This window comes from Massilia mucilaginosa, assembly GCF_011682145.1.
GTDB lineage: Bacteria > Pseudomonadota > Gammaproteobacteria > Burkholderiales > Burkholderiaceae_D > Telluria_A > Telluria_A mucilaginosa.
In genome coordinates, this window is the sequence record NZ_WHJH01000024.1 from 1 (window position 1) to 12,420 (window position 12,420).

Sequence of the window (12,420 nt, forward strand, 5' to 3'; positions counted from 1 at the left end):
CTTGCCAGCGGCGAAAACCGTGGATGACGTCGCGGCGCTGCTGCCGTGGAATATGAAGGATTTGCATACCCCCGATTTAACCAGCGGCGTGACTTCCTGAACAGTCTGGGGTTGATGGATCGCTTACATTGAAATAGCTTATGCACATGGCCTGCAATGCTCGCACTGCCGATTACGGCTCTGACCTTATCCATGCCCTGCTTGTCGTGCTGGGTTTGCGCGCCCTCAATGGCGCTTGCCAACCGATCGAGTTGATCATAGAAGTCCTCAGCTTCCTTTCCTCCCCGGTCCAGCCGCGATTTAATTTGCTTGTCGCGCACCAGCGCAGCGATAAATATATTGAGGAACAATTCGTCCCCGTCTTCCAGCAAGGTTGGATCGATCGGCTTGAGTATAAGAAGTTTATGAACCATGTCTGCACGCCATTGCTGCAGATAGAGTTCGAGATTGACCAAAATAGCGCTCTTGCCAGTTCCGCGCGCCCCTTGTAGCAGGATTGCCTCGTGCGCGCGGTGCTCGTCAAGATCGTCACTGTCTTCTGCAGGTATGGCGCGCGCGAGCCCGCGTTCTAGCATATCGCCGATCTTTGCGTAGACATCTCTGGCCAATAGATGCTCGGCCTTGGCTTGTTTTGCCTGTTCGCTTTGATCGATCGGAAAAAGTACTAATTTGCTGGAGTTGATTTCTGCCATTTTTTATAGTTGTCTCGTTTGTATTAAGTTCTACTGCTGATCTCTCCTCCATCGACAGCTCTGGCTGGCTCAGGAACAGTTGATGGTATCGGTTAAAACGGATTGATAAAGTATCGACGATAACTGCAGATTTGTCGATTTAATATGTTCAGCAAGGCAATAATTGGCTTCGGGCTTCACCGCTTTGATCGCCGCCGGCGCCGAGCCGTCCCATCAAGCGCGGCATCGCCAGGCCGGGTCTGCTGGCGCACGTGCTGGTAGCAAAGTTCGCCGATCGTCTGCTGCTGTGCCGGCAGGCCGTCATTTACGCACGCGACGGTGTCAATCTGAATCGCACCCTGCTGACCAGCTCGGTCGGTGCCGCCAGCGCGTTGCTGCGGCCCTTGGTTGATGCGATCCGGCGCCATGTGCTGGCCGGGGCCAAGCTGCACGCGGACGACACGCCGATTCCGGTAGTGGCGCCGGGTATCGAAAAAACCAAGACGGCTCGTCTGTGGACCTACGTGCGAGACGACAGGCCGAGTGGCGACACGGCGCCCCCGGACGTGTGGTTTGCCTAAACGCCTGATCGCAAGGGCATTCATCCGCAAACCCACCTAGCGTGCTTCAGGGGGCGTGCTGCACGCCGATGCTTATGCAAGCTTTAACGCGCTAAGGGCAGTCGCACCGCGCGAATCACCATCGCCGTCTCCCTTCTGTTGGGTAACGAAGACAAGATCATCTATCGTCCATCGTGTACGGGTTTCCACCTCATGCTCATGAGGTTGCTCTGGTTTGATCATCTCTTCAATTTTATCGAACACCACTCCCAATGAAGCGCTATCACCTGCATCTTTTTTCGCCAGCTCGACTGCATTGTAGAACTGAGCCCAATTCGCGTATGTCGTGCCGTCACCCAATGCCACGTCCTTCAGTGGATAGGCGTAGTGCCTAGAGATTACGACACGCAGTATCGAAAAATTCCCGAGCGACTTCGGCAGACCTAAGGTTGCTCGCATCGTCGCGTCGTCCACAGACTTTGCCCAATGATCCAAAGCGCCAAGCCAACTTACGACCTGCTCTTTTAATCTCGTCGTGCGTTCTCTCTTTGCATGGAGATCTGCCCCATATAGTTCTTGGTACTTGAGCTGGCAAAGGAAAACGATGCCCGCTTTTCCATCGATCACTACAGCGTCCAAATCGGTCAACAGTTTGCCATCAACTTTGATTTTAATATTTTCACGACATATCAAGTTCGGGATCGCGCCATCAAGCACACGCGCAAGCCCGATTTGCATGGATTTTTCGCGAGTCTGCTGGTTCCTGTCATAGTCACCAGGATAGCGATGGCGTAGCGAATCCAGGAGGAACTTCACTGGGCTTAGCTGAGCTCCTGCAAGGCAACGTATGAATCCTTGCTCCGAGCTCTGAATGAGAAGCGGCACAGCGCTGCCGGGATTTTCCAGTAAAGCCAAGTTATCCCGACTAACGGACAGTACCGCGAAAATCTTCTGAGCATCGCCCAATCCAACTCTCTTGTAGCCTTGGATTGGTTGCCCGAAGTGGTTCAATGCCTCTACCAAGTTTTGCAAAAACTCAGGAGTATCCGATGTAATGGTCAGAACGTTTTCCAATTTACTGGTCGGATTTTTGCGTACCAGTGCCTCAGCAAACTGCTCATGGCGGATGAAAATAGCGACCAAGAAAGTCAACGCTAATAAATAGGTTTGATAAGGAATTCCACCGAACTCGATTTCGCCGTTGAAGGAATCGAACCCATCATGCACCTGGAGCTCCGCATATGCAACACTGAAAAAATACTCATCAAGGATTGGCGTTGCGCCGTATCCAATAAAATGCTCCTTCCATGGGTACACGAGCTCGTGCAATGCGTCTTCCACCTCGCCCTGGATCTTGCCTGCAACTTTTTTCTTGAAAATCTCGGAGAAGAATTGCCGCGACTGGTTGCTGTAGTGGGCTACAACAGCGCGTTCGTAGTGCTCATCATCGAGTACTTTTTCTGGCAACATAATACGAAATTCGTTATCACCGATCTGTTCTATTTGGCCGATCCCGGCAAGGACCGACTGAGCTACACGACGACCGTGCTCAATCATTCCTAGTGCCCCGAGAATTTGCAAAGTGGGCAGGGAAACCGATGGATGACGCACGAAGGTTATTACCGGAAAATCGAACGAAGGTCGCATTTTAAGTGCCAGTTGCACAAGGCGCGTGATTCCGATTTGCAAAATGTAAGAATGCTCTTCTTGTTCCCGCGACATTTCGTCAATACGTAGAAAGTTGTACCTATACCAGTCCATCTCCGAAATCGCTGCTTTCAGCAGCTGGCCAATATTATCGTGCTTGAAGAGTTCAGCGATCTTCGCTTCTTGAGATGTTAGCGCAGCAAAGAATTTGGTTAAAACAGGATTTCGCTTCATATAGTGATCGCCCGGTTGCTAGTTGCAGGAAATTGTATTTGACTGCATTCGGCAGCCTGCCAAATTTCTGTGCCCTTCCCAAATGTTCCTCGCCAAATTCGTTGGGCACTAATTTCCAGCAGAAGCCATTCAGATTAGTTATTGTTGATCGTTGATCTGACGCTTACGGCTAATCAAGTGAAAGGATCGGATAGGAACCGAAAATCGCTATGGGCGAATTCCAACCTTGCTCATACAGCGACGATAACTCGCAGGTCAACAAGTGCACGGAGATGCGCGTCAAGCAGCGTAGGTATATGCCCGCCAGAAATTAGCACACCTGCTTCCATGTTTTTTTCCATTGCGTGACCGGTTAAATTTGCGCTTGTGATGAAACAGATTGCGCCGTCCGCGACTGCTAACTTTGCATGTACGCGTCCCCCGGAGAAGTCGCCAACTTTATCAATCCAAGCGTAAAGCCGAGCCGCAGGTACCAGAGCTCTCATCTTGCCTATTACATCGATATTGATGCTGCCACCATGATCCTGCGAAGACTCAAGAAGCATTGAGACGACGACACCTCGATTAGTCGCTGCATTCAATGCCTGAACAATTGCAGAAAAGTCGTAAGCCACAAAGCTTGTTATTAGGAGTCTCGAATCCGCTGTATTGATAACCTGAAGTAGCGCTTGTTCTGTTCGGCGCGCAGAGATAAGAGGAGTCGTAGGTCCTGTCCAGACAAGCTCCGTAGATTGTTCGTTCGCCACCGTTGTGTACAAATGGCTGGCTGCTCCAAGCATGGCGGCCAATTCAGCCGAAGTCACTGCGGTGCCTTTCCACGCCTCGACCAGCTTCTCGACAACGCTAAAGGCATGGGGAGTGCCAACAATGCTATTAAACGTATGGGTGCCATTAATCAGATCGGTTTGATGGACTCGCGCTGCGATTGCTCGTACCTTTTCTGGAGAAAGCAGGCGTACCACTGACGTGATTGCGTGTAGCAACTCCTCCATCTCAAAAGCCCCTGAAGAATGCAGCGTTCACGCATTCAAATGTTGGCACTAGCAGCGATCGATCAAGGTAACGGTTACCGTGCTCGCACGAAGTTTCAGCGACGAAGGAGCAAGCGTGGCATGCAGCCACATGCAATGAGCGGTCTTTTTGTGGGTCGTGCTCTGAACAAAGAGGGTCAGATGAGCAAATCTTCGAACGACTCAACGCCTGTGCCAGTAACCTGCCGAGATTTTCTGGCTTGCCGAGGTCGACTAGCCCTCCAAGAGTTCCATCTGAATCAGCAGCAGCGGTATAGATGAGAATACCAGCCTGTTGCTGTTTGTTGGTGGTGTCCGCGTAAATTCGTTCTCGAATGCTGGCTGCGTTGTAGCCACATTCAAGTGCTAGCTCGCGGATAAGGAGATGTGAAAGCGTATGCAACATCGCATAGCGAATGCCAGGATAGCCGGTATTTGGATCAAGACGACGGGAGTTACGCCATCCCCGATGTCCGCCACGGAGCATTAAATCAATTTTTTTGACGTCATCCAATAATTCCCAATTCATGAGAGCAGTCTCGTCGAATTGAATGAAAATGCCTTCGCCGTGGACCTGGTTTGCCGGGATCCAATCAGGTTTGTTGCGCGATAGGGCGGCCATTTGTGGCCGTGCACCAGTATCACCCGATTCTTCTGGAGCTTCCACGCGAGTAAATCCCAACAACGCGTTCACTTCCCGCAGGCGTTCAAGGAGCAGCACTCGACTTATACGATCGCTGAATCCTGGTGGCGTTCCGATTTTTCTGCTCATAAAATGCGGATAGTCGGTGGGCGGGTTTGGTTCTGTCAGAACATCCCACTCTGGCCCCTTAATATCGGCTTCACCCACCACCGCTTGTCCTGCACCTGAGAGCCGCGCCTCAATGGCGTTCCAAACCGCCGAGGGCTGGAACTTGTCGATTCCAGGTAGCGCGCCCGTTTTCTTTAAAGTCTTTACCGTCAACGATACTTCGGCTTCCGACTCTAGCTCCTCGAAAAACTCCCAGCCGTCTTGAATCAATTGGCTGAGCGGATTTTTTGCTTGTGGGATGGCAAGTGCGGACAGCGTGATCGGAAACCAGCTATTTGTAGCCCCCAAAAGGACTGCCCGAGCCTCTTCGCCGCATTCGTTATCGAAATGATCAAGATGTGGATGGCGTCCACGGCAAGCAGGCAGATTCTCTTTTCCTGCTTTGCCGAATGCATGCGCCATGCTTCTTGAGGCACCGCACGCATCACATTTCACCCACAAATTTTCCGTTTGAAGGGACGCGCCACTCTCGAAGAAACGTAGCGTTCCTTTGCACGAGCTACTACCGCCGTGGACGAAGTAGTGCCATGGGAAATCGTCAAGATGGCCGTCGCGGCACGCCAGCAGAAAACGTGCGGGCACGGCGTCCGCATCTTTGGCTGGCTGGTCGCCTTTGGAGCCACGGCAACCCTTATGAACAAAGCGAGTTCTTTCCGGCCTGAAGCGGTTCTCCTTTATGTCGAACAGCGCGGCATCAAAGGGCGACAGCAGTCCGCACTTCACGCACCGCATCCAGCGCGGAAACGGTCGCACTGGTACGCCAATGTTTGCCTCGGCAGACCAGACGTCGGCCAGTTCACTCTTCTGGAATGGAGGCATCCGCAAACTCTCGACCTGCGAGCCTAAAACCTTCCGAACGGCAGCTAGCAGTCGGGCCTCTTGAATCGGTTGGCAGCGGTCTTTTTCCCATCTGTCGATGCCGAGCGTCACCACAGACAGGCTAGGCAGGTCAATCAATGCGCCGGGTCCATAGGTCCACAGCAATTGGCTGGGGCGAACCTCTCCCACTGGAGTCTTGTTGTTGATTATCATGCTCAATCCTCGTCCGTCGTTGTAGGGCGCGGCTTCCAATCGTGTTCGTCAACGATATGACTTGTATTCATAATCAGACGCACACCGGGCTCAACTTCTCGCATTGACATTGGCACAGTCCAGTTATCCCAAGCCTGCAAGCCAGGAGACTTGATCAACGCAACAGTCATGTCTTTTTGAGGGCCACGTTTTTCATAGGCCAGGATACGGCCACCTTTGCTTACTTCTTTCGCCCACTCGTCGGAACGCTCTTTCAGTTCAGCCTCAGCTAACTGTTTGCGGGAATTGTCCTCGGCAACATTGCCGGCGCGAGTCGCCAGTACCTTAATCGCGTCGATCATTTCAATTTGATTCGACATGTTCAACTGCCCAGCACCTTCGTTTGGACTGAACATGTCGTTATCAAGACGCATGAGGCTCAGCAATGCTCCAGTCAAACCCCGGTCCATCGCCCTAGGTGAGAATGGCGTTACCGATTGCGCTTCGACATGCTTGTAGAACGTGGCGTGGTAGTGCTCGAAGGTTTCGTAATGGGATAAATCTCTGGGCCTAGCCCAAGTCAGCACTGTGCAGACCAAGCCAGGGAACGATCGTCCGACACGACTGGTAGCCTGAATGTACTCAGCAGTGCCTTTGGGCTGTCCGTTCACTGCCATCAGACCGAGCCGATTCACGTCGACACCTACAGACAACATGTTCGTCGCAAGCACGACATCAATGGCACGCGTGTCGCCTTCTTGCCAGCGGGTTACATACTTGCCTTTTGCGACATCGAATTCAGACTTAAACTTGACCTCAAGATTGTCCAAGTACTTAGGAATATCTTGGCTAGATACCCTTGATGTCAGTTCTCGAATATTGTTGATACTACGCTGAGCGAGCGCCGGCCGCTCGACCATACTCATCTGCACGCGGTAAGAACGAGTTTGCACGTCATCCTCTGCCAATCGCTTCATCCCGCCCAATTCACGCAGGGAGTTGAAATAGCCGACCATGGTCATGTACGGGTCAGCAGGTTCCCCAAAGTGGTCGAACAATTCCTGTGCCGCAGTTAAGAACGCAGTGTAGACGCGGATCAGCATCGCAGGCCGTGAGCTGCCCGGTGAGCACACACCTATGTAACGTCGGCCCGACTTTTCCTTTATTGGCCGCTGGACGGAGAAAAAGTTGTCCTCAATGTCTAGGCCGTGCGGTGGAAACACCGAGACCCGGCGCATGAAGACATTGTTGACTTGCTCCTTTGCCTTTCGTACTGTCGCAGTTGAGGCAATGATTTTTGGCTTGACAGTCTTGTCGCCTAATCTCCAACCGCACAGCTCATCAACGGCAGCTTCGTACAAACCAACCATAGTGCCCAACGGTCCACTGATCAAGTGAAACTCATCTTGAATGATTAGATCTGGCGGGCGAATCGGACTGATGGTTTTTACTTTTGTCGAAGTTTGACCTTTACTCGCTTGGTGGTTTCCATTGCAATCAGAACCTTGCCAAAGCAGACCATGGCGCTCGCATTCCTGTCTCGCACGTCCAAACAGGGTGCGCACCTGGCCTCGCCATGCCATCATGGCGAACTTGTCGACTGTGGCGATCATCATGGTTGGAGGGCGGTGATAGATTTCTTCATCAACAACTAATACCGGAAGTCCCGGATGCGGCTGCTTGCTGGACTTGCCCTTGGAAAAATCGCAGCGGCCTTTCTTATCACCGCAATAAACGAAGGTGCGGCCAGCCCCTCTATCGACCTCAACATCCCGACCGGGAGCGACTTCAGAGCCGCACCATGGGCAACTGGTAAGTTGGGCGGGCGATGCCGCTCCAGCGTTGTATTTGCCGGGATTCCGAGTATCTTCAATGGCGCGGTGGCTGTCCTCGGTCGTGCCGGGTGTCACCTTATTGCCAACCCAGAGTCCAATGGTGAAAGGTTCCGTGCCCAGCGGTTTCTCGCCCTTGTCGAGCGCTTCACGTCGCAGAACTTCCATTGCGCAGATTAATGCAGTGGCACGTTGGAACTGTTGTAGCGTCAGCAAGCGAAGCGTGTAACGCATTACTACGGCCAACCCACGTGAACTGTCGTATCCGCCGAGATTTCCCTGCATTCGCCGGATGGCCATGGTGAAAGCGGCCACCCCCAAATATGCCTCTGTCTTACCGCCGCCGGTAGGGAACCACAGAAGATCGGCGTATGCTTCGACAGGTTCAACACGATCCGGGTGACTCGGATCTGCCAGCGAAGCGATCGAAAGCAGGAGAAACGCTAACTGAAATGGCCGCCAACTGCGGTTTTTCAACACATCGAACTTGCTGATGGTGACATCCTCCCCGCGACGCATGGCCAATGCGTATTGGCTACGCACACGTTGTGTCGCCATTGCTTGATTGGCAAACCGGAAGGCAGCCAGCGCTTTCTCATCGTTCTTCAGCGTATTAATACCCTGCTGCAGGCGTGCTTGGATCTCTTGACACCGATCCATCGCTTGTTGCGACTGCGTGTCGTACCCTGTGACTTCTGCCCCGATACGAGCGCGCTGGGAATTGATCCAGGCTGCGTAGTCCTTGGTCAGCATGCTCAATGCATGGACCAGCGGGTCGATTGCTAAAGTTGCCAGTCGCTGCATATCGAGCAGACCACTGCTGACCATCTCGCGCATCGCCGGGCGATCGGACGGATCAAGTCCTGGCGTTTCCGTAACTTGCACTTCGTATTGAGGCATCACGGTGGTCCGCACCTCCGTGGCCAGCGTCACGTCGTCCGCTATCTCTGCATGGATGGCAACACCATGGCCCACGGCGAATTCGACGCGGTTACGATAGATCATCTCCAGAGCTTCACGCTCGGGGTCAAGGCCGTCTGAATCCAGCACCGGTCGGCGCCGAAAAATGGTGCGCTTGGCGGCATTCTTCTCCGAACGAACGATTAACTCGGGCTGGAAAACCCACGCCATGTCGCGGTTAGTGTCTGGCTCTTCTTGCGCATTCACCAAGAACAGGGTGACTAGCCGATCGCCATTCGCATTCTTGGCCCGTATAGAGCCCTGCACTCGGACATCCGGGTATTCAGGGTCAGGTGCCTGATGTGGAATGACACCCTTGGTAAGACGTAGAGCGATCTTGCCGCCCGAGGGTATGCGCTGCCATACCTTGGCTTTTTGACCGTTTGACTTGAGCATCTCATGCTCATCGTTGGGTACTCGTTCATACCGGCCCCACCGCGCTTCGATTTCGATCTCGTCTACTTCGCCGTCTACGCAAAAGGTCATGCCGAGGCTGCTGGGCACCAGCGACTGATTGCTGGCAGCGTCAATCTCGTCAGCCGAATCTGACTCTGGCTCAACGCGGCCGGTAGCCGTTCCAAACTCCGCACCGGGTTCATGTCGACCGGGCGCCTTCACCTCGGTTGGCTCTTCGGCGTCCTCATTGGCCAATGGGCCATCTAGCCCCTCAATGCCACCCTGTGCCGCCTCACGGGGGGCCAGCTTTCCAACCAAGTAGCGGTCGCGAACACCCATGTCTACAATGCGCTCATTAGCGCCGCCAGCCGGGCCGAGCAGGTCGTCCATCACGGAAAATTGAAGCAGTTCGCGGATATAAGTCTGATCCTCGATCGTTGGCACTTCGGCGATAGTCTTATGCAGCACCTTTGGAAGTGACTCAAGAAAATCCGTCCATTGGATACGACCGACGCCGCCAGAGGAGGGCGGGGCGAGCGATGTAAGATTAATCGAAACTGCCTGATCAGCCAGCAACATACGATCGAAATAAATCGTAGTGGTTTCCAGATTTGAACGAATCCGTAGCACTCGACCGACTCGTGTGATATAGCCAGCAGTGCTCAGGATCAATACCCAATCATCCTCGGTGATAGCCTGATAATTGGAACGATCGCCCTCTAAGGCTAAGGTATAGGAGCCGAAGCGGTGATCAGTGCCGAGACCTTGATTGATTGCGATCCATGCGTTGGGAGATTTCGTCATGTGCTTGGTACCTTGATACGTATGCGTTAAAGCTCGACCCGCGAGAAATGCGGGTAGATGCGATAGAATTTCTGGAACACTTCCAACGGATTTTCACCCATTGCTGATTTCGGCAACTCGAAGCCCATCTTGACCCGCGCATCTGCGTTCGATTCCATAGTAAGCCTTTCCAACGTCGAAAGCGCAGGCAGGTCTAATCGATGGGGAGCGTCTGTCGTCGTATAGAACTCCCAGCCAGTTACCAATTCCTCGACAGTATCGTCTTCGTTCTGGCAAACGACGAGTGCGGCGGTCACCATAGCTTGACCGTCGGCATAGTGTGTGGCCAAGGCCCAAACGATACGGCGATCCCGAAAACTGAGTACCTCCTTTTCGACCGCCAACTTGAGGGCGCGCAGTACGCTCTTGCCATAGTTCTTTTGTGTCATGCCATCAGCGGACAAACCACTCGGATAGAGCGAGCCGAGACGTTCTTTAAAGCGTGCAAGACGCCATTCCTGAGTCGTCGGCTTCTGTGCTCGATCCGTCGAGACTTCACCCTCCGCCTCGACGGAGATTTCCTTCGGGTCAGGCTTTCCCAGGGACTCAGGATTGGCATTAAGCGTGATGCGCAGAATGCTCCCGATCGGAACTGTGCCAATCGTTCGCGCAAACCGCTCGATTTGCGCAGTGACGCCCTTTGGCTCGGTATAATCGAACCAGATAATTGCTGGAGAATCGAGATCGGTTTCGTCGAGATAATCCTCGAGACTCCTGTGGACGCACTCAATCGAAGCGACGGGGCGATTGAAGAGCTGACGCTTATGCACCTGCTCCTCGGTCTCAATGCAAGTCATCTTTGCAATTCCGAGCCGACCATGGATTAGGCGGAAGTCTTCAAGGAATGGCCCCCCTAACCCAACATAGTGATATCTGTTGAGTGCGAGCTTGGGAGCCAACCGCATTAACAATGACAGAAACAACTCTCGATCTACTGCCTTGTTGGGTCGTAGTCGATACGGCAAAGACGAGCCTGCACCCATTATTCAGCCTCCTGCTTCTTAGCCTTAGTGAGCTGCATTTCAAAGCACTTATCACCGACGATGCCCGGTTTCTCATCAGGATCGTCGAACAGCATCTTTGAAACGAGCCGGACCTCCTCGGCAGGGCGAGAGAATCCAATCTTTCTGGACGAGGGCTTCTTGTCCTCCGGAGCAGGTAGCACTTTCGCCTTCTGCGGATTAAACTCAATGGTGTCCGCTAGTTTCCTAGTTGCGCTTCGTGCGGAAACCGCCTCAATGGCTTTGCTTAATGGCATCGGCGTAGCGGTATCCCAATGACTCGACTGATCGGTGCGCGGATGGTTTTTCCAATGATTCGTGTATGTAATCCAGATGCGCATACCTTCCTTCATTTTCACGAGGGACTCTAGCCAGACGTTCGACGACGTGTCGAGCGCCCGCTTCGTCGTGGTGACTGGCAGTTTATCCGCGTGCTTGGAGCGAAACTCGATGATGCCGGTGATGACAGCAAATTGTGGATGGTAGAGCGGAATGCCGTCCCCCCAGCCCGTCAAGCGGCTCTTGTCACCAACGATGACCGCCCTATCATTGCAAAGCACCGTCCAACCTGCGGTTGCAGATGAGCGGTCACTCTCAAAGCCAGCATCATCCTCCTCATCGTCGCCAAGGCTCCTTCCCGTGTTTAGACCGACGGCAATCGAGACAGACACGCCATCAATTGTTCTCTGATAAATGTATGGAGCTGGACGATTCTCGTCCGTCGAAACAAGCACCTCGACTCGAACGGACGCCACAGGTGTGCCGTTGAGGACCACCCTCAATCCCCATTGGATAAACATCGTAAAATGTTCAGCAATAGCAGTTCGCACTTCGTTCTCGAAGGCTACGTTGGAGAAATGACGCGAAACGCCTTCGTATAGGTCGTTAACGTAGATCGTCGTGCCTGGCTCCTCCAATTGTTCGCTTGCTTCGGTCGGTTCGTTGATCGGCAGAGGCTCCCAGTTCTTAGCCTCTAACCAATGCGAGGTAATCGGCACTTCGAACGTATCATTCTCATAGCGGGTGCGCACGAGAGCGTTACGCCCCATCTTGAAGATTGCACGTTTCATTCCGACTCCGTACATGCCGATGGTTTCGGCGTCCGAATCACGATCGTCGTCTGGCTCCCGCCCCATCTTGAATGCGTAGTTCTTAGCGACATTGCGTGGAATTCCCCCGCAGTTGTCGACGATAGAGAAGTGGTCACCGTTGATTTCGATATTCACGAAATGCTTGGTGTAGTCGACTGCCCCACCGTTCGCCAGACGCATCGCTCCGTCGAGGCAGTTGTCAAGCAAGTCGAGTATCGCATCTGCGAGGCTGATGTCCCGCGTGAGCATCGACACGAAGAATTGTTTTGTCGGGCTGGCCTGAGCCTGGTCTGTACTCGGTTTGGTCATGGGCTGGCTTTCTGTTGGTGTGGCGACTTCGTTTTAGGCAAGCA

At 53.3% G+C, this 12,420-nt stretch carries 7 protein-coding genes and 1 pseudogene; 1 reads left to right on the forward strand and 7 read right to left on the reverse strand.

All coding sequences use genetic code 11. The annotated features are described in order from the left end of the window. Positions 1-692, reverse strand: a 692-nt coding sequence (locus F2P45_RS18785; RefSeq protein ID WP_166878420.1) for a hypothetical protein, incomplete at its 3' end; no start/stop codon positions are given. 194 nt (positions 693-886) lie between these two features. On the opposite strand from F2P45_RS18785, the pseudogene F2P45_RS18790 reads away from it, so the two are divergent. After that, a pseudogene (locus F2P45_RS18790) lies at positions 887-1,346 on the forward strand (IS66 family transposase); the annotation flags it as partial. On the opposite strand, the gene F2P45_RS18795 reads toward F2P45_RS18790, so the two are convergent. From F2P45_RS18795 to F2P45_RS18820, 6 genes are all read right to left on the reverse strand, one after another. Beyond that, the gene (locus F2P45_RS18795) at positions 1,325-3,112 is read right to left on the reverse strand and encodes a hypothetical protein (protein ID WP_166878423.1); all 1,788 of its coding nucleotides are present in this window, start codon (positions 3,110-3,112) and stop codon (positions 1,325-1,327) included. The pseudogene F2P45_RS18790 and the gene F2P45_RS18795 overlap by 22 nt on opposite strands. A gap of 230 nt (positions 3,113-3,342) precedes the next feature. Further along, entirely contained in the window at positions 3,343-4,074 is a 732-nt protein-coding gene (drmC, locus tag F2P45_RS18800) for a DISARM system phospholipase D-like protein DrmC (protein ID WP_370663276.1), read from the reverse strand. A gap of 31 nt (positions 4,075-4,105) precedes the next feature. Continuing rightward, positions 4,106-5,965, reverse strand: a complete 1,860-nt coding sequence (drmB, locus tag F2P45_RS18805; RefSeq protein ID WP_166878429.1) for an MrfA Zn-binding domain-containing protein — start codon at positions 5,963-5,965, stop codon at positions 4,106-4,108. Positions 5,966-5,967: 2 nt separating this feature from the next. After that, positions 5,968-9,936, reverse strand: coding sequence for a DISARM system helicase DrmA (gene drmA / locus F2P45_RS18810; RefSeq protein ID WP_166878432.1), 3,969 nt, complete (start codon positions 9,934-9,936; stop codon positions 5,968-5,970). A gap of 26 nt (positions 9,937-9,962) precedes the next feature. Next, a complete protein-coding gene (locus F2P45_RS18815; protein ID WP_308613623.1) occupies positions 9,963-10,958 on the reverse strand; it encodes an O-methyltransferase in 996 nt (331 codons plus the stop codon). Beyond that, complete coding sequence (locus tag F2P45_RS18820; protein ID WP_166878438.1) at positions 10,958-12,376, reverse strand: ATP-binding protein; 1,419 nt, start codon at positions 12,374-12,376, stop codon at positions 10,958-10,960. The genes F2P45_RS18815 and F2P45_RS18820 overlap by 1 nt, the downstream gene beginning before the upstream one ends. Positions 12,377-12,420 lie beyond the last annotated feature (44 nt).

Coding starts and splice junctions, on each gene's coding strand:
- F2P45_RS18795 (WP_166878423.1), bottom strand. CDS start 3,112: ATGAAGCGAAATCCTGTTTTAACCAAATTCTTTGCTGCGCTAACATCT.
- drmB (WP_166878429.1), bottom strand. CDS start 5,965: ATGATAATCAACAACAAGACTCCAGTGGGAGAGGTTCGCCCCAGCCAA.
- drmA (WP_166878432.1), bottom strand. CDS start 9,936: ATGACGAAATCTCCCAACGCATGGATCGCAATCAATCAAGGTCTCGGC.
- F2P45_RS18815 (WP_308613623.1), bottom strand. CDS start 10,958: ATGGGTGCAGGCTCGTCTTTGCCGTATCGACTACGACCCAACAAGGCA.
- F2P45_RS18820 (WP_166878438.1), bottom strand. CDS start 12,376: ATGACCAAACCGAGTACAGACCAGGCTCAGGCCAGCCCGACAAAACAA.